The following is a 21,205-nucleotide window of genomic DNA, read 5'->3' on the forward strand; positions in this document are numbered from 1 at the left end:
CATTATCCGCGGGCACCGGCCGCATGGGTAGTTCTGCCCATGTGTTTTCCTTGACCGGGTTGGTTTCTGTGGGTTTGATGGGGGTTACCGGCAAATGGAACGGGATTTACCTTTGGGTGAATTCGTCCGGCTGCTCGGGGGAACAGTTCGGACGAGGGCGCCGAGGGGTGCCGAAAAGGTGGTTTGCCATGAAGTTTGATATGGGTTCTTCGACCCTTGGGACGTTGACGCAGCAGACGGGTTCCTCCAATGAGGATCTGGGGCAGCTGGTGCGGAGCCTGATGGAGGCTGCGGCGCCGCTGGAGGGCAAGTTCAACGGTGCCGGCCGGGTGAAGTTTGACGAGTTCAAGGCCCGCACGGATGAGGTTGCCAATGAGCTCAACAGCTCCCTCTCGGCGATCCTGATGGGTCAGTCGGAGATGGACCGGCACTTCCAGACCGGTGACCAGGAGGCTGCGGACAACGCGGCCCAGCAGCAGGGCTCGGCGTCGTTCGACTCGGCGCGTTTCGGTTCCTCGCGCTAGTTCTTCTGTCCCTTTTCTTAGTTCCGTTGCTTTCCGGCACGTGGGTGCCGGTGTTGAAAGGATTTGCCATGTCCCAGGATCGTTTGAGCTATGACACTGATACTTCCTCTGCGGTGCAGGGGGATATCCAGTCGATTGTTGCCCGGCTGGAGTCGTTGATCGGTGAGCGTGAAAAGGCCGTGAATGCGGCTATGTCGGATTTCCAGGCTGATGGTGTGTCGGAGGATTACCAGGCGGTGGAGAACCGTTTCCGGAACGCGGCCAACGAGACGCGGAACATTATTGCGTTGGTGAAGCAGACGCTGTCGCAGAATGATGAGACGGCTGCGGGTGCGGGTGCGCGGGCGAAGTCCGCCGTGCAGAACATCGGCTAACTGCTGAGTACCAAAACAACGGCGTCGGACTGGGTCCGGCGCCGTTGTCGTTTTAACCCGACCCCCTGCCGGCCCTTTAGCCGAGCGCAGTCCCGATGGGTAGTTCTGCCCATGTGTTTTCCTTGACCGGGTTGGTTTCTGTGGGTTTGATGGGGGTTACCGGCAAATGGAACGGGATTTACCTTTGGGTGAATTCGTCCGGCTGCTCGGGGGAACAGTTCGGACGAGGGCGCCGAGGGGTGCCGAAAAGGTGGTTTGCCATGAAGTTTGATATGGGTTCTTCGACCCTTGGGACGTTGACGCAGCAGACGGGTTCCTCCAATGAGGATCTGGGGCAGCTGGTGCGGAGCCTGATGGAGGCTGCGGCGCCGCTGGAGGGCAAGTTCAACGGTGCCGGCCGGGTGAAGTTTGACGAGTTCAAGGCCCGCACGGATGAGGTTGCCAATGAGCTCAACAGCTCCCTCTCGGCGATCCTGATGGGTCAGTCGGAGATGGACCGGCACTTCCAGACCGGTGACCAGGAGGCTGCGGACAACGCGGCCCAGCAGCAGGGCTCGGCGTCGTTCGACTCGGCGCGTTTCGGTTCCTCGCGCTAGTTCTTCTGTCCCTTTTCTTAGTTCCGTTGCTTTCCGGCACGTGGGTGCCGGTGTTGAAAGGATTTGCCATGTCCCAGGATCGTTTGAGCTATGACACTGATACTTCCTCTGCGGTGCAGGGGGATATCCAGTCGATTGTTGCCCGGCTGGAGTCGTTGATCGGTGAGCGTGAAAAGGCCGTGAATGCGGCTATGTCGGATTTCCAGGCTGATGGTGTGTCGGAGGATTACCAGGCGGTGGAGAACCGTTTCCGGAACGCGGCCAACGAGACGCGGAACATTATTGCGTTGGTGAAGCAGACGCTGTCGCAGAATGATGAGACGGCTGCGGGTGCGGGTGCGCGGGCGAAGTCCGCCGTGCAGAACATCGGCTAACTACTGCCTGAAGGATGGCGGCCTGGATTTGGTCCAACGGAGTGGTTGGCTCCGACGTTCGGGTCCTGAGGCAGAGGCCAGGGCGGCGAGTACGGCTCGGGTTCGCCTCATCCAGGCCATGGACCTGTTTGGCTGGCGATCCCGATGCCGGACCGAACGTCCGGCGTCGCCGTCCCGCGCAACTCCCGCAACCGGGCGCTATACGGCAAGATTGGTTAGGTGAGCACAGCCAAGACATCCCCGGAACCCACGGACACAGAAGCCGCCGTCGAGTCGGTCAGCACGGACACCCCGCCCGCAGACGACCTGCGCGAGGAGTACCGGACGCTCTCCGAGCAGGTGCGCCGCTACCGCTTCGCGTATTACAACGAAGACGCACCGCTGGTTTCGGACGCCGAGTTCGACCGGTTGTACCGCCGGTTGGAAGAGATCGAGGCGCTGCACCCGGAGCTGGTCACCAATGACTCGCCCACCCAGGAGGTAGGCGGCGAAGTATCCGCGGCGTTCTCGCCGGTGGAACACCTGCAGCGGATGTACAGCCTCGAGGATGTCTTCTCCCTCGACGAGCTCGACGCCTGGGTACGCAAGGCCGAGTCCTCCGTGGCCAACATTGCCCCCGGTGCGCAGATCAAGTGGCTGACCGAGCTGAAGATCGACGGCCTTGCGGTCAACCTGCTCTACCGCGACGGCGAACTGGTCCGGGCCGCCACCCGCGGGGACGGCACGACGGGGGAGGACATCACCCACAACGTACTCACCATCGCCTCCATCCCGCGCACCCTCAAGGGCGAGGACCTCCCGGCGGAAATGGAAATCCGCGGCGAGGTCTTCATCCCCTCAAAGGAGTTCGCGCACCTGAACGAAACCATGGTGGAAGCGGGCAAGGCCCCCTTCGCCAACCCGCGCAACGCCGCCGCCGGTTCCCTGCGGCAGAAGGACCCCGAAGTCACCGCCCGCCGCCCGCTGAGCATGTACGTGCACGGCATCGGGGCGCGCGAAGGACTCAACGTGGCCAGCCAGTCCGAAACCTACGAACTGCTGAAGCAGTGGGGACTGCCGACGTCGCCCTATTACAAGGTGCTGGACACCTACGAGGAAGTGCTGAAGTACATTGCCGACAACGGCGAGCACCGGCACGATCTCTCCCACGAAATCGACGGCATTGTGGTCAAGGTCGATGACTTTTCCCTGCAGCGGGCCCTGGGCAATACCTCGCGTGTGCCGCGCTGGTCCGTGGCCTACAAGTATCCGCCGGAGGAAGTGAATACCAAGCTGCTGGACATCCGCGTGAACGTCGGCCGCACCGGGCGGGTCACGCCGTACGGGATGATGACGCCGGTGCTGGTTTCAGGTTCCACGGTGGAGATGGCCACGCTGCACAACCAGGACGTGGTGAAGGCCAAGGGCGTGAAGATCGGCGACACCGTGGTGCTGCGCAAGGCCGGTGACGTGATCCCGGAAATCGTGGGCCCCGTCGTCGCACTCCGTGACGGCACCGAACGCGACTTCGTGATGCCCACCCACTGTCCTTCCTGCGGCACGGAGCTGAAGCCGGCCAAGGAAGGGGACGTGGATATCCGCTGCCCCAACTCCAAGTCCTGTCCTTCGCAGCTGCGCGAGCGGGTGTTCCACCTGGCCGGGCGCGGTGCCTTCGACATCGAGGCGCTCGGTTGGGAAGCGGCCATCGCGCTCACCTCGCCGGCCGAGCCTGAAACCCCGCCGCTCAGCAGCGAAGCGGGTCTGTTCGATTTGAAGATCGAAGACCTGGCGGACGTGCGGATCGAACGGCCGAAGCGGGTGAAGGGCGTGGTGGACGGGACCGAACTCGTGCCGTACTTCTACACCAAGGGCACCGCCAAGAAGCCGTCCGTGCCCAGTGCCACTACGCACAAGCTGTTTACGGAGCTTGAGAAGGCCAAGGCCCAGCCGCTGTGGCGGGTCCTGGTGGCGCTGTCCATCCGGCACGTAGGCCCGACGGCGGCACGCGCCCTGGCCGGTGCCTTCGGTTCCATGGACGCCATCCGTTCCGCCACGGAAGAGCAGCTGGCGCACGTCGACGGCGTCGGCCCCACGATCGCCGCCGCGCTGAAGGAATGGTTCGCCGAGGACTGGCACCGCGAGATCGTGGACGCCTGGGCTGCTGCGGGGGTGCGGATGGCCGACGAGCGCGACGAATCCGTGCCGCGGACGCTGGAGGGCCTGACCGTCGTCGTCACCGGCACGCTGCCCAACTTCAGCCGCGACGAGGCGAAGGAAGCGATTCTGACCCGCGGCGGCAAGGCTTCCGGATCGGTTTCCAAGAAGACCGACTATGTAGTGGCCGGGGAGAACGCCGGCACCAAGCTGGACAAGGCAGAGCAGCTGGGTGTCCGCGTGATCGACGAAGACGGCTTCCGCACGCTGCTGGCCGAGGGATCGGTGCCGGGCGGCCCGCTACCCGAACCTGAGCCGGAGTCCGCGCTGGCCGGGGAGTCCGAATGATGCCGTTGCCCGACGCGGCGGACCCGCTGGAACTGCTCGAAGTGGCCCGCGAGGCTGCCGCAGCGGGTGCCGCTGTGCTGGCACAGCGCTCGGCCGGCGGACTCAATGCGGTGAACAAGAGTGCCGACGGCGACTGGGTCACCGACTTCGACACCGCAGCCGAGGTGGCGGTTCGGGAAGTCCTGGCCCGCCTGCGCCCGCACGACACAGTGCTGGGGGAGGAGCTCGAGCCGGCTGTCCCGGTGCATCCCTCCGGCATCCGCTGGTCCATCGATCCGCTGGACGGCACCACCAACTTCATCCGCGACATCGTCTATTACGGCACCTCGGTGGCAGCGGTGAACGACGACGGCGAGTGGCTGGCCGGCGTCGTCCACGCTCCTGCTCTGGTGCGCGTGTATTCGGCGGCCCGCGGGCATGGCGCCTGGCTGGCTGAGCACGGCAGCGTGCGGAAGCTAATCGGTCCCGATCCGCAGCGGGTCGGGAAGCTGCTCGGCACCGGGTTCTCCTATGACGCCGGCGTGCGGTCGGAGCAGTACGCGGCCCTGCCCCAATTGGCCGGGCAGTTCGCCGATGTGCGACGGCTGGGGTCCGCGGCATTGGACCTGTGCATGGTGGCGGACGGTTCCCTGGACGCCTATATCGAGCGCGGTCTCAACGAATACGACTACGCAGCCGGTGCCCTGATTGCCGAGGAGGCCGGTGTGCCTGTCCAGCGTCCGCCGCAGCCTGCCAACGACGCCGAGCGGCTCGACGCCGTCACTGTCGCCGGGGCTGCGCTTCTGGGCTAGCTGTCCCCGGACGCTAGTCTGCTGGGATGGAATCTTGGCATCGGAACCGGCTGAGCGCGCGGCAGGCTGAACTTGTCGAGGCTTGGCTCCCGGGGGTGCGTCTCGTTACCGATCTCTCCTGGAAGCTACTGGATACCGCGGTCCTTGAAGTAGAGGACGCACAGCGCAGGTACGTCATCAAAGCTGCCGGGCCTTCCAACCACCACATCGGCCGCGAGATAGACGCCCACGAGTCCTGGGTCAGCGTGTGGGCGCGGCTGGAGCGTGCGCCCATGCTCGTACAGTCGGACCGTTCCGAAAACACCTTGGTCACGGAGTATCTGGAAGGTTCTCTCGTTGAGGGGACCGCAGCTGAATACGACACGGAAACGTATCGGCAGGCCGGCAATCTTTTGCGGATATTCCATGAGCAAACTGCGCGTACTGACGTCGACTATGAGGTGCGGTCCACTGCCAAAGCGTTGTCTTGGCTGGAGAAGCCGCACCGCATTTCCAAATCCCACGTTAAACAGGCCGGGGCCATTCTCGGCGCCTATCGGCCCAAGCCGGTGGTTCTCGTTCCGACCCATGGTGACTGGCAACCTCGCAACAGGCTCATGGACGGCAGCGAGTTGAGGATCATCGACTTTGGCCGGTTCGAATTCCGTCCTGCCATGACCGACCTTTGTCGGTTGGCGGTGCAGCAATGGAGGTCTCGCAGCCATCTGGAGGCCGCCTTTTTCGAGGGCTACGGTACAGACTTCAGAGACAGCGAACTCTGGAACGTAGCGCTGCTGAGGGAAGCTGTTTCGACCGCTGCCTGGGCGTACCAATTCGGTGACCATAAGTTTGAGGAACAAGGCCACCGGATGCTCCGGGAAGCGCTGGGGAACTTCTGAAACGGCTCATATGACCGGAGTGAGTTTGACGAGGCAGCCTGAGAAGCGCTCCTTCATCGCCGCCAACCCTGCCAGGAGGAGGTCATTAGGTGCTGTTTCGGGGTTTGAACGGGTTTGGCTCAGCGCCGCCAGGGGCTTGGTTTGTGGGTAGGTAGTTGCGTTCGAAAGACGGGTATTTTCCGTTTCCGAAGGGGCCGGTTTTGGCCTGTTTTTGGACCGGAAATGTCAGTGCCGGATGAAATCCTGAGGTATGGATCAGCTCGGGAACACCGAACCGACAACCGAAGAGCAGGGCAGTAAAGACCAGCAGCCGGATGGCACCACTGGGGAAACAGATACGCCCAGTGCGGCCTGCACCCTGTCGGTGTACCGGGCTGAACTGGCCACCTCCGAGCCTGCCGAGCCTGCCAAGCCTGACGGGACCGCTGGCGCGGGTGCCGACACTTCCACTGCCACTTCGGAGAACGACGCCGAGGCCGGCGCCCAGTCAACCGAGAATCCCGTTCCCGATGCCGGCCCTCTTCATGCCGGCCCCTCCTCTGCCGAGCCAGCCGATCCCGAAGCTCCCGCCACCAACCTCAATCCTGACGGCGAGACCACTGATGCCGGTGCCTCCGGAGCCGATAGTTCTGCCTCCGATTTCCCAGACGGTTTCACCGGAACGCTGGCCCTGAAGAACGTTGAAGCCTTTGATGCGCAGACGGTCGCCGAGGCCCTGTCCCGGATGGCGCATTTGATGTCCTGGATGCAGGCGCAGGAAGCCCGCCTGGTCAACCGGATGGGGGAGCTCTTCCGCGACGACATGTATGCCGCTTTCAAATGGATCGACCCGGGGCTGGCCTTCAGCCTCGCAGCTTCCGAATGCGCGACCATCCTGAATGTCCCGCAGGTCACCGGACAGCGGCTCCTCAGCGAAGCGATAAGCCTGTGCACTTCCCATACGGCAACCCTGACCGGGCTGGAAGAGGGACGCCTTTCCTACCAGCACGCCCAAATGGTGCTGGACCAGTGCCAGAACGTTCCTGCGGAGAAACTCCCCGGGTTCGAAGCGGACCTGCTGAAGGCTGCGGAGGGCCAGACCCGGTCCCAGTTCTCCGCCAAGGCCCGCCGGCTGCGGGAGAAATGCTATCCGGAGACCGTCAGCACACGGCACCTGACCGCGTTCGAGCAGCGCAAGGTCACCCTGGACCGGGAAGAGGACGGCATGTCCTGCCTGTCGGCCTATCTGCGTGCAGCGGAAGCGCAGCAGATCTATACGGCGCTAAGCGCTGCGGCGCGGGGTGAGCAGGCGGGAGGGGATTCCCGGACCACGGACCAGCTGCGTGCGGATATTCTGGCGCAGCTGCTCATGGGCGGCAGCCGGGGACTTTTTACGGCGCCCGGAACCCGACCCGGCACCGGCCACACCAGTAATGACACTGGCGCAGCCGCCCGGGACGAGGCCGGAACCGGAGACGCGACCGGAACCGGAGACGCGACCGGAACCCGAGACGCGACTGGAACCCGACCCGGCACCGGCGACACCAGGAATGACACTGGCGCAGCCGCCCGGGACGCGGACGGAACCGGTCTTGGCAGCGGCCCCGAGGGCGCACACGATCGCCCAACCGGGCCGGACGAGGGGATCGTCCCTCGGGCGGAAATCATGGTCCTGATCAACGCAGAGACCCTCTTCGGAGCTGACGACCAGCCGGCTGAACTGCACGGTTACGGTCCGATCAGTGCCGAAGCGGCACGCAGGCTCGCCCGCAACGCCGCCGGCTGGACCGGACTGGCCCAGGACCCAAAGACAGGTGAAATCCTGGGCGTGGGACGGCGCAGAAAAGTCCCGGCAGGACTCCGCCGATGGCTCCGGGCAAGGGATGGAACCTGCAGGTTCCCCGGCTGCCGGGTCAGCACCGCAAATGCGGATATCGACCACACCGTCGACTGGGCCCGAGGCGGACCCACCGACCATGGAAACCTGGAGCACCTTTGCCGACGCCACCACCGGTTCAAGACGCTGGGTTTCTGGAAAGCATCCCAACCCACCCCCGGAGTGATCGAGTGGACTTCGCCTACCGGCCGGGTCTACCGCACAGAGCCGTTTCTGGAACTTGGACCACCGGACACAGCATCGGACCCGCGAAAGGACCATGGGCAGTTGGACCACCTGCGGAAGGATTATGTGCAGGCCGAACCCAATCAGGAACCAGCACCATTCTGAGCCGCCCAGACGTCGATCCCGGCGATCTTGAGCCAAACGAATCGCGCGCGGCCATGGAACGTCCTGCCCGGGCGGTGCCTCGTTGGGGGAACGTCCTGCCCCTGCCCCCGCGCCCCGAGAACGTGACAGTACAGCTAGCGGCACCTACTCCCGGGCTACCGCCGCGCGGCCACAATGATCTCCCGGCTGGACGCTTCCATGAACGGCCCGCCCTCCCAGTCTCCGTACCAGTCCACGAAGCCGAACCCGGCCCGATCCAGCAGCTCCTTCAGCACCTCTGCCCGAACAAACTTCAATGTGCTGCGGCTGACGAACCGCTCGCCGTCGGACCGGAAGACGGTGCGGTCCTCGAAGGTGACCAACGCGCCGTCGGGTTGGCCTTCCACCGAGATCAGCTCCCACTCCACCTCCAGAGTTCCCGCAGAAGATTCCTGGACCGACGGGCCAGCATTGCCGCTGTCCCACTCCAGCCAGGCCTTCGCCGCAGGATTCCGGGTCTCGAAATAGAAGGTGCCACCGGGCACAAGCCGCGACCGAACGGCCGTCAGCGTTTCGAGGATCTCGGCCTCCGTCAGGAGGCACTGAAACGCATGCCCGGTCATCAGGGCAGCATCAAACGGACCCGGAGGCAGATCCGCGGCGGTACCCTGCAGCCACGTAATCAGTTCGCCGCCGTCACGCGACCGCGCCATCTCCAGCATGCCGGAGGCCGGATCGACGCCGGTCATTGTGTGGCCCGCCTGCGCCAGACGCACGGCGAAACTGCCGGTACCGCATCCGACGTCGGCGATGCGGAGCGGTTTATCGCCAATCAAACCGGCGTAAAAGTCGGTGTCCCATTGCCCGGCATTGTCTTCGTCATAGAGAGCCACCAACCGCGGCTCGTTGTAGAACGTGTCAACCATCATTCCCCCGGATTTCGGACAGTTGAGCCGAATCTTACCGGGATTAAGCCCTGAGGAAAGGACCGTCCTGCGGGGCCCGTTTCCACACTCCGACGTCGGATAATTTATTCCCGATGCATCCCGTGCAGCACCGACTCACAGGAGGAAAACGCATGCCTAAGAAAGCACCCACGGCCCCCCGCAAAACCATCCGCGGAACGCCCGAGCCAGTAGCGGTCGCCCCGCAGGCGACGACCACCCAGACGCCCGCCCCGCAGACGCCCGCGCCGCAGACCCCCACACCACAGACCCCGCCGGAACTGGACGCGGGCTACTTCGCCCGCCTGATCGACGAGCGGATGGAACACGCCCGCGAGCAGATCAGTACGCTTACGGCCGTGATCCGCGAAGTCACCCTGGCCGCCAAGGACATTCCGGCAGACGACGAGCACGATCCCGAAGGAACCACGGTTTCCGTAGAACGGGCCAACGAGGTGGCACTGCTGGCCGCAGCGGAAACCTCGCTCCTTGAACTGATGGAGGCACGGGAACGCCTGAACACCGATAGCTACGGCATCTGCGAACGCTGCGGGACGGCGATCCCGACGGCCCGGCTCGAAATCCGCCCCGAAACCCGCTTCTGCGTGGAGTGCGCTTCAGTCCGCCGGAGGTAATCGCGCCGCCGACGGTGCGGTTGAACCTGTGCGCCTCCTCACCGCCGTCCGGAACCGCGGCGGGGCGGGGATAGAATCTACGTGCACTTCAACCAAGATCTTAAGGACTCGTACCACGCATGAGCATCACCATCCGGCTTGCCACCGAGGCTGACTTTGACGACATCCGCCGGATTACCCGTGAGGCTTACCTGCACGGCAATCACATCGAGGCCGACAACCCCTATGTCAAGGAACTGGAAAACGTCGAGGACCGCGCCAAGCACACCGAACTGTGGGTAGCAGAGCTCGACGGCAAGGTGGCTGCCTCCGCCGCAATCACCTACGCGGGCCAGCCCTACACCGACATCGCGATTGAAGGCGAACTGGAATTCCGGATGCTCGCCGTGGATCCGACCCTCCAGCGCGGGGGAGTGGGCCGCGCGATGGTTAACGCCATTGTCGATTACGCCCGGAACAAGGACGGTATCGAGGCGGTCAGCCTCACCAGCATGACCACCATGCTGAACGCCCATGCCCTCTACCTGTCCTGCGGGTTTGAACGGGCTCCGGAGCGGGACTGGACCGTTCCCGGCGAAGACTACATTCTCTGGGTGTTCCGCAAGGCCGTTTAGTCCTTCATCAGTACGCGGCCCCGGCCGTCCCGGTGCCCGACGGCGGCGGGACGGCTTTTGCGCGTCGGCAGCGTCGGCAGCGCGTCGGCAGCGTCGGCAGCGTGTGGCAGCGTGCCGGCAGGGTGTGGCGGCGGCCTCCATGCCCTGCCCCGAAACGCCGTAGACTGGAACGGATACCGGCGTAAAGCCGAAAAACGTTCCTAAAAGACGCATGGGAGACTCATGTCTGAGATCAATCGTGAGGCTGTGGCGCATCTGGCGCGGCTGGCCCACATTGAGATGACCAACGACGAGCTGGACAAGATGGCCGGCGAACTCGATGTCATCGTGGATTCGATCAAATCCGTAAGCGAAGTTGCCGGCGAGGACATCCCGGCAACCTCCCACCCCATCCCGCTGGTCAATGTCTTCCGTGAAGACGTTGTGGGGCAGACGCTGACCAATGAAGAAGCACTGTCCGGCGCCCCGGACAACGCCGCCGGCCGCTTCAAGGTCCCTGCCATCCTGGATGAGGAGTAAAAGCTTCCATGAGTGAACTGATTACATCAAGCGCCGCACAACTGGCCGCCAAGCTGGCTGCCGGTGAAGTGTCCGCCGTCGAGGTCACACAGGCCCACCTGGACCGCATCGCCGAGGTGGACGGCGCCATCAACGCCTTCCTGCACGTCAACACCGATGAGGCGCTGCAGGTTGCCGCCGAGGTCGACAAGGCACGCGCCAACGGCGAGGAACTGCACGAACTGGCCGGCGTCCCCATCGCCATCAAGGACCTGATCGTCACCAAGGGCCAGCCCACCACAGCCGGCTCCAAGATGCTCGAGGGCTGGATGAGCCCCTACGACGCCACGGTGATCTCGAAGATCCGTGCCGCCCGCCTGCCGATGCTCGGCAAGACCAACCTGGACGAGTTCGCCATGGGCTCCTCCACGGAACACTCTGCCTACGGCCCCACCCGCAACCCGTGGGACCTGGACCGCATTCCCGGCGGATCCGGCGGCGGGTCCGCAGCCGCCGTCGCCGCTTTCGAAGCTCCGCTGGCGCTGGGCACCGACACCGGCGGCTCCATCCGCCAGCCGGCATCCGTCACCGGTTCCGTGGGCGTGAAGCCCACCTACGGCGGCGTCTCCCGCTACGGCGCAATCGCCATGGCCTCCTCGCTGGACCAGATCGGCCCGGTCTCCCGCACCGTGCTGGACGCTGCCCTGCTGCAGGAACTCATCGGCGGCCACGATCCGCGCGACTCCACCTCCCTGACGGACCCCGTGGGGTCACTGGCCGACGCCGCCCGCAACGGCAGCGTCGCCGGCATGCGGATCGGCGTCATCAAGGAACTCCAGGGCGAAGGCTACGAAGCTGGCGTCCAGGCCCGCTTCACCGAGTCCCTGGACATGCTGCGGGATGCGGGCGCGGAAATCGTTGAGGTGTCCTGCCCCAACTTCAAGTACGCCCTCGGCGCCTACTACCTGATCATGCCGTCCGAGGCCTCCTCGAACCTGGCCAAGTACGACGGCGTCCGGTACGGCATGCGCGAGCTGCCCGCCGAGCCGCCGCTGACCATCGAACGTGTCATGGGGGCCACCCGTGCCGCCGGCTTCGGCGACGAGGTCAAGCGCCGTATCATCCTGGGAACCTACGCCCTTTCCGCCGGCTACTACGACGCCTACTACGGCTCGGCCCAGAAGGTGCGCACCCTGATCCAGCGCGACTTCAACGCCGCGTTCGCCCAGGCCGACGTGCTCATTTCCCCGACCTCGCCCAACACGGCCTTCAAGCTCGGTGAAAAGCTGGACGATCCGCTGGCCATGTACCTGAACGACGTCGCCACCATCCCGGCCAACATGGCCGGCGTGCCGGGCATCTCCATCCCCGGCGGCCTGTCCGACGGACTGCCCGTCGGCATCCAGTTCCTGGCCCCGGCCCGCGAAGACATCCGCCTCTACCGTGCCGGCGCAGCCCTGGAGGGCCTGCTCGAGCAGAAGTGGGGCGGCCCGCTGCTGGCCTCGGCACCCGTACTCGGAGGAGTGAAGTAAATGTCCGTCCATATCCAGGATGAAACCCTGTCCTTCGAAGAGGCCATGGAGAAGTACGACCCGGTGCTGGGGTTCGAGGTCCACGTGGAGCTGAACACCAAAACCAAGATGTTCTCCGATGCCCCGAACATCTTCGGCGACGAGCCCAACACGGCCGTCACCCCGGTGGACCTGGGCATGCCCGGCGTGCTGCCGGTGGTGAACAAGAAGGCTGTGGAGTACTCGATCCTCATCGGCCTGGCGCTGAACTGCAAGATTGCAGAATCCTGCACCTTCGCCCGGAAGCAGTACTTCTACCCGGACACACCCAAGAACTTCCAGACCTCCCAGTACGAAGACCCCATCGCGTACGACGGCTACCTGGACATTGAGCTTGAAGACGGCACCGTGTTCCGCGTCGAGATCGAACGCGCGCACATGGAGGAGGACGCCGGCAAGCTCACCCACATGGGCGGGGCCGCCGGCCGCATCCAGGGCGCCGACTTCTCCCTGGTGGACTACAACCGTGCCGGCGTGCCGCTGGTCGAGATTGTCACCAAGCCGATCGAGGGCGCCGGATCGCGTGCCCCTGAACTGGCCAAGGCCTACGTGGCAGCCATCCGGGAAATCGTGAAGAATCTCGGTGTCTCCGACGCGAAGATGGAGCGCGGAAATGTCCGCTGCGACGCCAACGTTTCGCTGCGCCCGTACGGCCAGGAAAAGTTCGGCACGCGTTCGGAAACGAAGAACGTGAACTCACTGCGCGCCGTCGAACGCGCCGTGCGCTTCGAGATCCAGCGCCACGCCGCCGTCCTGGACTCCGGCAACGAGATTGTCCAGGAAACGCGCCACTGGCACGAGGACACCCGGTCCACCACCTCGGGTCGGCCGAAGTCCGACGCCGACGACTACCGGTACTTCCCGGAACCGGACCTCCTGCCCGTGGTCACCACCACGGAATGGATCGAAGAGCTGCGCTCCCGCCTGCCCGAGCCGCCGGCCGAGCGCCGCAAGCGGCTCAAGGAAGACTGGGGCTACTCCGACGCCGAGTTCCGCGACGTCGTCAACGCCGGAGTCATGGAAGCCATCGAGGAAACCATTGCCGCCGGCGCTTCCGCACAGGTTGCCCGCAAGTGGTGGATGGGTGAGGTTGCCCGCCGCGCCAAGGAAGCCGAAGTGGATCCGGTGGACGTAGGCGTCACGCCCGAGCTCATCGTGGAACTGGACCGCCTGGTCCAGGCCGGCAAGATCAACGACAAGCTGGCACGCCAGGTCCTCGACGGTGTCCTCGCCGGCGAAGGCACCCCGGAGGAAGTCATCGATAAGCGCGGCCTGGCCGTGGTGTCCGACGACGGCCCCCTCCTCGAAGCGATCGACGCCGCACTGGCGGCCCAGCCGGACGTCGCGGACAAGATCCGCGGCGGCAAGGTCCAGGCCGTCGGCGCCATCGTGGGCGGCGTTATGAAGGCCACCCGCGGGCAGGCCGACGCCGGCCGCGTCCGCGAGCTGATCCTGGAACGCCTCGGCGTGCAGGGCTAACGCAGCGAGAGATTGACGGGGGACCCCGGTAGGCATTGTGCCTGCCGGGGTCCTGCCGTTTAAGCGGGAGCTTCCTCAAGGTGACCGGAGACACAGCTGCCGGGTAGGCTTTCGAAATGGCCAACCTTCCCGCAGCTGATATCTCCGCCGATCTGGCTTTGGTCCGTCAGCTGGTGCAGGAACAGCGGCCCGATCTGGCCGAATTGGACCTGCGGTCAGCGGGCAGCGGGTGGGACAACCACATTTACCGGCTGGGCACCGACTACGCCATCCGGTTGCCGCGCCGCCGCTCCGCCGCAGGGCTGACCGCGAACGAACAGCGGTGGCTGCCGGACCTGACCGCAGATGTGCCCGTCGCGACGTCGGCCCCCGTGTTCTGCGGCACGCCCTCCGCGCTCTACCCCTGGCCGTGGAGCATCACCAGTTGGTTTGACGGGCAGGATGTCTCGCTGCAGCCGCGGGACCGCAACGTGTGCCTGGCCTCCGGACTGGCCGGGTTCCTCAACGCATTCCACCGCCCGGCGCCATCGGACTACCCCCGCAACCCGTACCGCGGGGGGCCGTTGTCCAGCCGGTATGACTCCGTGCTGGAACGACTGGACAGCGGCATGGTGCCGCATGCCGCCCGGGTGGGGGAACTCTGGGACCAGGTGCAGCAACTCCCTGCCTGGCCCGGACCGCCGCTGTGGCTGCACGGGGACCTGCATTCCGCGAACCTCATTTCCAAGGACAACGCCCTGCAGGCCGTGATCGACTTTGGTGATATGACAGCTGGGGATCCAGCCACTGATCTGGCCACCGCCTGGCTGGTGTTCGAGGCAGAGGGCAGGCGCGCGTTCCGGGCCGCCCTTGGCCCGCAATACGACGGGGATCCCTATATCTGGGAGCGGGCCCGCGGCTGGGCCCTCTGCATTGCCACCATTCTGCTGGCAAACTCCGATGACGCTCCCGGGTTGAACCTGGTGGGCTCGGAAACCCTGATGGAGATCCTCACCGGCGACCGGGAGAGGTTCTAGCCCGGTGGCGGCCGGCAGCTGGAAGCACTCCGTCCGGATTTCCACTGAAGGCGACGGGCACGTGCAGGAGGACACCTGCGGCTACGCGGGCGCCACTGCCTGGGTGATCGACGGCGCCAGTGCCCTCTTGCCTCAGCTCGGACTGCCGGGCCCCTCGGACCCGGCCTGGTATGCCCGGAATCTCGACCTGTTGCTGACGGATGCCGCGGTGGCGGCCGGTGTTGCACCCGCCCCGCAGGTGCTGGCCGACGCCCTGACCCGGATGGACCAGCTGGCCCGCACCCTGGCCGGCGAGGAGCGGATCCGCTTCCCGTCTGCTGCCCTGTGCCTGGCGCAGCTGACCGGGGACGGCGTGGAGATCCTCACACTGGCGGACTGCCACGCCGTGGTGGAACTGGAGGACGGCTCATTGGTCCATGTCACCCACGAACCTGCCGATATCCGGATCGGCACCGAACTTTCGGCGGACCCGGTGCGGGAACGCGAGCTGCGGGTGCTGGACCGGGAACTGCGCAATACTCCCGGACGGCTGTGGGTGGCCCGGCGGGAAGCAGAAGCCGCGTACCAGGCACGCACTGTCCGGCTTGGCCCGGCACGGCGGGTAGTGCTTGCCTCCGACGGTGCGTGGCGGGCAGTGGATCTGGGCGTTGTCGACGGGCCGGGCGGCTTCCTGGCCGCGGCAGGCTCCGCAGTCCCCGCCCAGGAGATGCTGCTGGCCCTGCGCACGCTGCAGTCAGAGCTGGACGAAAGCGCTGACGATGCCACCATCCTTACCCTGGAAAGGACCTTCCATGACCGCTGACATTTCCTGCGACGTCCTGGTGATCGGCGGAGGAATTGCAGGCCTGTCCCTGGCCGCCGAAGTAGCCTCTCGGCTGGCGGCATCCCCGGAAACCCGGGGGAGGGCAGGCGGCGTTGTCCTGGTGGAAGCTGAACCGACATTGGGCTACCACACGTCTTCGCGCTCGGCCCGGCAGCTGATCCCCAGCTACGGTCCGCCCCTTATCCAGGACCTGACCCTGCGTACCCTGGCGTTGATTCGGGCAGCGGAAGCAGATCTGTCCGAGCCGATCCTGGCGCCGCGGAGCTTCCTGCTGATCGGGGATGAAGAGGCGGTGCGGGACAGGGCAAGCACCCACATGCATCCGGTCATGCCGGCTGAAGCCCTGGGGCTGGCGCCGGAGCTGCGGCCGGAGACTTTCAGCGCCGCCGGGTTGGATACCACCTCGGTGTCCTGCAACACGGACGCCCTGCTGGAATTCCATCGGGCACGGCTGCTGGCAGCGGGGGGAAGGATCATTACCGGGCAGCGGGTCGAAGCGGCCCGGCAGGCCCGGGAGGGGACGCGATGGAAGGTGTCTGCACCGGGCATGCGCTTCGAGGCTTCCACGGTGGTCAACGCGGCCGGCGCCTGGGCGGACACTCTCGCCGGTATCTTTGGGGCGCATCCCTTGCGGCTCACGCCTTATCGCCGCACCGCCGCCGTCGTCGAGGTTGAGCGACCGCTGGAAGCCGGTGCGCCGATGGTGGCTGACGCCTCTGACCGGTTCTACTACAGGCCGGAGGGCAGGCAGGTCCTGATCTCGCCGGCGGAGAGTGAACCAAGCGTGGCGGAGGATGCCCGGCCACGGAACGCGGATGTGCAGGCGCTCGTGGAGGTGGTGAACAGTGTCACAACCATGGGCATCACAGGGGTTGCCCGGGCCTGGACCGGGCTGCGGACGGAGGCGCCCGACGGGTTGCCCGTAGCGGGCTGGGATCCGGCTGTGCCGGGGTTCTTCTGGTTGGCGGGACAAGGCGGATACGGGTTCCAGACCTCGTCCGCCATCGCGGAGCTGGCAGCGGGAATCCTGCTTGCCGAGACCGGGGGAAATGATGCCCGGAAGGCCCTTAGTCCCGCCCGGGTGCAAGTGTGACGAAAGTCTCACCAGTCGGCGCGTAACGAATCAGCCAAGGTGCGCGCGTATGGTCATTAGGTTCCCGAGACATGCCTAGAGTTGTAGTAACAACCGCGTTCCCAAAAATCCGAATGCATTAAAAATTCGGTGCCCGAAAGGTCAGTCTCAGTGCCAGATTTCTTGCCGCCAAAATTTGTTGGCGTGCAGCAGCGTCCGCTTTACATCCGGGTTCGTTCCATCCTGGAAATTCTTAGTACGCTGTGGCTGATTTCTGCCGTTATCGGCATTGGTTTCTTTTCCGGCGGGACCACGTCGCTCGCCTTTTCCCTGATTCTTCTTTACGGCACGGGTGCGGCCCTGCTGATTGTCATTTCGGCGCTTTACCGCGTCCTCAACCGGGCCGCACGCGAGCGGGTTGAAGCCGCACCCGATGACAGCGCCGCCGCCGTGTTCGTGGACACCACGCGGTCAGCGACAGAAGAAATCATGGCCGCTCTCCGTCCGGCCTCGCCGCATGGCCGCCCCGGCGTATCCGTGCGGATGCCCCAGACGGTGGATGCCCTGGACGTGGCTGCCGCCCTGACGGCACGGACGGCTGCAATGACCTCTGCCGCGGCCGCCGAGAAGTCCGCCGCTGCGGCCGCTGCGATGGTTGCTCCCGGAAAGTCGACTGGCAGCACGTCCGCTGTGAACAAGTCCGCCGTGAACAAGTCCGCCGTCAAGAAGAAGGCTGCTCCGAAACAGCCTGCCCAGCCGAAGAAGGCCCAGGCTGCAAAGTCCCGCCCCGCCAACAACAACGGCTCGCGCGGCACCGTCGGCCAGGCCTCCACTGCTCCGAAAAAGAGCACCGGCGGCAAGAAGCCGGGGTCGGCAGGGAAGGGTTCCGGTGGGGGGAAGGCCTCCAACAGCGGGTCGGCCGGAACCAAGAAGCCCGAACGAGCCACGGCTCCGGAAGCGAAGGCTGCCCACTCCGAGACCGGCATGAGCATGCCCGGGATCCGCACGGCTCAGCAGGAAATTCTTCCCCGCCAGACAAGCGCACCGTCCTGTGGTCTCTCCGCCGGTGCAGCCCGTCCCGGTGGTCCAGTCGCGCGTCAGCTCGTCGCCGCCTGATCTTCAGCGGTGCCGCATACTCAGGTAGTTGTCAGGTTGTCTTCAGCACCTACCCAGACGGGCCGTTTATCGTCGTTAGTACCTCATAAGGGTGCGAGTGATGAATGGACCGAGTAGTGACCGGTCCGGACGCCGGCAGACTAGGGTTGTTTCCCCCAACCAGCCCCAAGTCTGCCGGCGTTTTCCCTTTTAACCCGCAGGTCTTGCGGCCCGGTGCTCGGAAGCAACCCGGCAGTGCAGTAATCGACTGTGCTATTCGGCGCTGAACTCGCGGAATTCTCCGGTGGCCGGGGAAAAGGATTCTTCGACGTCGGCCACCACGCCCGGTGCCTTCGGGCCGCGCAGGAATTCCCGAAGTCCGTCCAAGGCCGGTTCCCTGCCCTCGGCCACCACATGGACGGATCCGTCCGCCGCGTTGGAGACCACACCGGTCAAGCCAAGCTGCACGGCCTGCCGAAGGGTGCGGTACCGGAATCCGACACCCTGGACCTCCCCGGTAATCCGGGCCGTCAGCCGGCGGGCAGTTCCTTCCGGATGCTCTTGCTCATTCATCTGGACAGCGTAGCGCCATCTGCACAGCGTAGCGCCGGGGGAGCACCGAGGGATCGCCTCCGGACGGCGGGGAGTTCCTTCGGAGGGAAAATCAGTGCAGGCGGGTACCCAGCTGCGCCTCCACGGCTGCCAGCAGGGAGCCGCCGTCGACGAGCACCCTGAGAGCCTCGATTTCCGGGGCAAGGTACCGGTCCGGACCGGGGCCGGGGACAACGGTCCGAATCACGGCCCGTGCCGCCGTCACTGCGGGAGCGCTCCGGGAAGTGGCCGTGCCGCCGTCGCGCATATCCAGACCCCGCGCCGAGGTCAGCAGCTCAATGGCCAGTACCCGGGTCAGTCCGTCCAGTGCCCGGCGCAGCTTCAGCCCCGCCGCCCAGCCCATGGAAACGTGGTCCTCCTGCATAGCGGAGGACGGGATGGAATCCACTGATGCCGGCACCGCCAGGCGCTTGAGCTCCGAGACTATTCCGGCCTGCGTGTACTGCGCGATCATGTGCCCGGAGTCCACACCGGGGTCGTGGGCGAGGAAGGCATTGAGGCCGTGGCTGCGGGACCGGTCCAGGAACCGGTCGGTGCGCCGCTCGCTCATGGAGGCCACGTCCGCGACGGCGATGGCCAGGAAATCCAGCACATAGGCCACCGGGGCGCCGTGGAAGTTGCCGTTGGACTCCAACCGTCCGTCCAGCGTCACCACCGGGTTGTCGATGGCCGATGCCCGCTCGGCTGCTGCCACGGCTTCGGCATGCAGCAGCGTGGAGCGGGCGGCGCCATGAACCTGGGGCGCACAGCGCAGCGAGTAGGCATCCTGCACCCGGGTGAATCCGCCCGTCTTCTGTTCTTCGATCAACGCCGATCCGGACAGGACCGAGCGGATGTTCTCGGCTGATTCGCTTTGCCCGGGCTGGGGCCGCAGCGCCTGGAGGTCGGCGGCAAACACACTGTCGCTGCCGAGCAGGCCCTCCACGCTCATGGCCGCGGCGAGGTCCGCCGTGGCCAGCAGCCGGTGCAGGTCCGCGATGGCCAGGGTCAGCATGCCCAGCATCCCGTCCGTGCCGTTAATCAGGGCCAGCCCCTCCTTCTCCTGCAGCTCCACCGGTTCCAACCCGGCCGCGGCGAGCGCTGTCGAAGCGGGCACCAGCTGCCCGCCGGCGTCGCGCACTTCCCCTTCACCCATCAGCGCCAGGGCACAGTGGGAGAGGGGAGCAAGGTCTCCGGAGCAGCCCAGGGACCCGTATTCACCGACCACAGGGGTGATGCCCGCGTTGAGTATCCCCGCGTAGGCCAGTGCGACGGCGGGACGCACTCCGGTCCGGCCCGTGGCCAGCGTGGCCAGGCGGTTGAGCATCAGGGCACGCACCACCTCCCGGTCCACTTCGGAGCCCGACGACGCCGCGTGGCTGCGGATCAGCGAGCGCTGCAACTGGACGCGCTGCTCCGGCGGGATCTGCTTGACCGCCAGGGCACCGAACCCGGTGGAGACGCCGTAGTGCGGCTTGTCGTCTGCGGCAAGGGCCTCGATGACCCCGCGCGAGGAGGCCAGGGCAGCCAGGGCCTCGGGAGCCAGCGACACCCGCACCCCGTGCCGGGCGACGGCGAGGATATCTTCGCCGGAGAGCGGACCGACCCCCAGCTCCACGGCGGCCGTGCCCACGTTGTCCCTTGCCTGCATGCTTATTCCTCCTGCGCTTCGGCAACTTGGCGGTCCGGGCTTAGGTGCCCGGCCTGCTCGTGCCGGTGGTTGCTATCCATCTTGCCCTTTCAATCCGGTGCGGGGAGGGACCCGGGCAGATTCGGCTTCTGGGATCCCAGACACTGGCCTAGACTCTGGACATGCCCGCCGCCTATACCCGTGTCCAGGTCCCGGCCGCAGCCCAGGTCCTGGCCATCCTGCGCTATCTGGGACAACAGGCCGGACCGGTCAGTGCGTCCGCCGTCGCGCGGGACCTTTCCTTGCCTCGCTCCACCACCTACCACCTGCTCGCAGCACTGGTAGGCGATGGGTTTGCCGTGCACCTGCCGGAAGAACGCCGGTATGCCCTCGGCGCTACGGCACACGAACTGGGCACCGGCTATGCCCGGCAGGCTCCGCTGCAGCGCATTGCCCGGTTCCCGCTGCGCCGGCTGGTGGCGCAGACCCGCTTCACCGCGCATCTGGCAGTGCTGCAGGGAACGGACGTGATTTACGTGATTGAGGAACGGGCTCCGCGCCAGCAGCCGCTGGTAACCGACGCCGGCATCCGGCTTCCGGCACACCGCACTGCCAGCGGCCGGGTCCTGCTGGCCGGGATGACCGGTGCACAGCTGCGCGCGCTCTACCCGGACCCCGGGGCGGTGCGGTCCTCCCGCAGCAGCGGTACCCGCCTGCCGGGCCTGCTTGAAGAGGTCCGAAGGCGCGGTTATGCCTGGGAGGAGGACGAAGTCACTGAGGGATTCTCTTCCATTGCCGTGCCCGTGCCGGACCGCTCCGGGCATGCGGTTGCCGGCCTGACCCTGACCGCACCCAACCGTGCACCGGTACCGGGCATCGAGGCTCTGGCGGACCAGGTCCTGCCCGCTCTGCTGCGGTGCGCCGCAGAGCTTTCCCGCCGGCTCGGTGCCCGGCCGCAACCTGCTTCCAATGTGTCTGGCATCCCAGACGTCACCACCGGGGCGGATGTACCCTGAACCGCCCGGGGGCTACGG

21 protein-coding genes are annotated in these 21,205 nt (G+C 65.8%); 18 read left to right on the forward strand and 3 right to left on the reverse strand.

Annotation, left to right across the window (positions count from 1 at the left end):
• The first annotated feature begins 188 nt into the window (after positions 1 to 188).
• From N2K99_RS05110 to N2K99_RS05145, 8 genes are all read left to right on the forward strand, one after another.
• Positions 189 to 524 (forward strand): hypothetical protein, encoded by a 336-nt coding sequence (locus N2K99_RS05110; RefSeq protein ID WP_227924367.1) that lies wholly within the window; start codon positions 189 to 191, stop codon positions 522 to 524.
• Positions 525 to 592: 68 nt separating this feature from the next.
• Positions 593 to 898 carry a pore-forming ESAT-6 family protein gene (locus N2K99_RS05115; RefSeq protein WP_227924368.1) on the forward strand — a complete coding sequence of 102 codons (306 nt, stop codon included), beginning with the start codon at positions 593 to 595 and terminating at the stop codon, positions 896 to 898.
• Between the two features lie 260 nt (positions 899 to 1,158).
• Positions 1,159 to 1,494, forward strand: a complete 336-nt coding sequence (locus N2K99_RS05120) for a hypothetical protein (RefSeq protein ID WP_227924367.1) — start codon at positions 1,159 to 1,161, stop codon at positions 1,492 to 1,494.
• Between the two features lie 68 nt (positions 1,495 to 1,562).
• Positions 1,563 to 1,868: a pore-forming ESAT-6 family protein gene (locus N2K99_RS05125; protein WP_227924368.1), complete on the forward strand. Its 306-nt coding sequence runs from the start codon at positions 1,563 to 1,565 to the stop codon at positions 1,866 to 1,868.
• A 219-nt stretch (positions 1,869 to 2,087) separates the two neighbouring features.
• Positions 2,088 to 4,349, forward strand: a complete 2,262-nt coding sequence (gene ligA / locus N2K99_RS05130) for an NAD-dependent DNA ligase LigA (RefSeq protein WP_227924386.1) — start codon at positions 2,088 to 2,090, stop codon at positions 4,347 to 4,349.
• Entirely contained in the window at positions 4,346 to 5,140 is a 795-nt protein-coding gene (locus N2K99_RS05135; protein WP_227934517.1) for an inositol monophosphatase family protein, read from the forward strand. The genes ligA and N2K99_RS05135 overlap by 4 nt, the downstream gene beginning before the upstream one ends.
• A gap of 26 nt (positions 5,141 to 5,166) precedes the next feature.
• Positions 5,167 to 6,018 (forward strand): phosphotransferase, encoded by an 852-nt coding sequence (locus N2K99_RS05140; protein ID WP_227934518.1) that lies wholly within the window; start codon positions 5,167 to 5,169, stop codon positions 6,016 to 6,018.
• 250 nt (positions 6,019 to 6,268) lie between these two features.
• Positions 6,269 to 8,224, forward strand: coding sequence for an HNH endonuclease signature motif containing protein (locus tag N2K99_RS05145; protein ID WP_227934519.1), 1,956 nt, complete (start codon positions 6,269 to 6,271; stop codon positions 8,222 to 8,224).
• Positions 8,225 to 8,379: 155 nt separating this feature from the next.
• Here the strand turns inward: N2K99_RS05145 and N2K99_RS05150 are convergent, their stop codons facing one another.
• Positions 8,380 to 9,132, reverse strand: coding sequence for a bifunctional 2-polyprenyl-6-hydroxyphenol methylase/3-demethylubiquinol 3-O-methyltransferase UbiG (locus tag N2K99_RS05150; protein WP_227934520.1), 753 nt, complete (start codon positions 9,130 to 9,132; stop codon positions 8,380 to 8,382).
• Positions 9,133 to 9,281: 149 nt separating this feature from the next.
• Here N2K99_RS05150 and N2K99_RS05155 point away from each other — a divergent pair, with 149 nt between their 5' ends.
• The 9 genes from N2K99_RS05155 (at position 9,282) to N2K99_RS05195 (ending at position 17,971) form a co-directional block, all read left to right on the forward strand.
• Positions 9,282 to 9,782 carry a TraR/DksA C4-type zinc finger protein gene (locus N2K99_RS05155; protein ID WP_227934521.1) on the forward strand — a complete coding sequence of 167 codons (501 nt, stop codon included), beginning with the start codon at positions 9,282 to 9,284 and terminating at the stop codon, positions 9,780 to 9,782.
• A gap of 119 nt (positions 9,783 to 9,901) precedes the next feature.
• Positions 9,902 to 10,396, forward strand: coding sequence for a GNAT family N-acetyltransferase (locus tag N2K99_RS05160; RefSeq protein WP_227924392.1), 495 nt, complete (start codon positions 9,902 to 9,904; stop codon positions 10,394 to 10,396).
• A gap of 222 nt (positions 10,397 to 10,618) precedes the next feature.
• On the forward strand, positions 10,619 to 10,915 hold the full coding sequence (gatC, locus tag N2K99_RS05165) for an Asp-tRNA(Asn)/Glu-tRNA(Gln) amidotransferase subunit GatC (protein ID WP_227924393.1): 297 nt from the start codon (positions 10,619 to 10,621) through the stop codon (positions 10,913 to 10,915).
• An 8-nt stretch (positions 10,916 to 10,923) separates the two neighbouring features.
• Complete coding sequence (gene gatA, locus N2K99_RS05170) at positions 10,924 to 12,426, forward strand: Asp-tRNA(Asn)/Glu-tRNA(Gln) amidotransferase subunit GatA (protein ID WP_227934522.1); 1,503 nt, start codon at positions 10,924 to 10,926, stop codon at positions 12,424 to 12,426.
• The gene (gene gatB, locus N2K99_RS05175) at positions 12,427 to 13,944 is read left to right on the forward strand and encodes an Asp-tRNA(Asn)/Glu-tRNA(Gln) amidotransferase subunit GatB (protein WP_227924395.1); all 1,518 of its coding nucleotides are present in this window, start codon (positions 12,427 to 12,429) and stop codon (positions 13,942 to 13,944) included.
• Between the two features lie 116 nt (positions 13,945 to 14,060).
• Entirely contained in the window at positions 14,061 to 14,960 is a 900-nt protein-coding gene (locus tag N2K99_RS05180; RefSeq protein ID WP_227934523.1) for an aminoglycoside phosphotransferase family protein, read from the forward strand.
• A gap of 4 nt (positions 14,961 to 14,964) precedes the next feature.
• Positions 14,965 to 15,762 carry a protein phosphatase 2C domain-containing protein gene (locus N2K99_RS05185; RefSeq protein ID WP_227934524.1) on the forward strand — a complete coding sequence of 266 codons (798 nt, stop codon included), beginning with the start codon at positions 14,965 to 14,967 and terminating at the stop codon, positions 15,760 to 15,762.
• Positions 15,752 to 16,876 carry an FAD-binding oxidoreductase gene (locus N2K99_RS05190; protein ID WP_227934525.1) on the forward strand — a complete coding sequence of 375 codons (1,125 nt, stop codon included), beginning with the start codon at positions 15,752 to 15,754 and terminating at the stop codon, positions 16,874 to 16,876. Before N2K99_RS05185 ends, N2K99_RS05190 begins: the two co-directional genes overlap by 11 nt.
• Positions 16,877 to 17,059: 183 nt before the next feature.
• Positions 17,060 to 17,971: a hypothetical protein gene (locus tag N2K99_RS05195; RefSeq protein WP_227934526.1), complete on the forward strand. Its 912-nt coding sequence runs from the start codon at positions 17,060 to 17,062 to the stop codon at positions 17,969 to 17,971.
• Positions 17,972 to 18,223: 252 nt separating this feature from the next.
• Here N2K99_RS05195 and N2K99_RS05200 read toward each other — a convergent pair whose 3' ends face one another.
• A complete protein-coding gene (locus tag N2K99_RS05200; RefSeq protein WP_227934527.1) occupies positions 18,224 to 18,523 on the reverse strand; it encodes an acylphosphatase in 300 nt (99 codons plus the stop codon).
• A 91-nt stretch (positions 18,524 to 18,614) separates the two neighbouring features.
• Entirely contained in the window at positions 18,615 to 20,192 is a 1,578-nt protein-coding gene (hutH, locus tag N2K99_RS05205) for a histidine ammonia-lyase (RefSeq protein ID WP_227934528.1), read from the reverse strand.
• A gap of 161 nt (positions 20,193 to 20,353) precedes the next feature.
• Between hutH and N2K99_RS05210 the strand changes: the two genes are divergently transcribed.
• Positions 20,354 to 21,187 (forward strand): IclR family transcriptional regulator, encoded by an 834-nt coding sequence (locus tag N2K99_RS05210; RefSeq protein ID WP_227934529.1) that lies wholly within the window; start codon positions 20,354 to 20,356, stop codon positions 21,185 to 21,187.
• Positions 21,188 to 21,205: the final 18 nt, after the last annotated feature.

This window comes from Arthrobacter sp. zg-Y1110 (genome assembly GCF_025244865.1).
GTDB lineage: Bacteria > Actinomycetota > Actinomycetes > Actinomycetales > Micrococcaceae > Arthrobacter_B.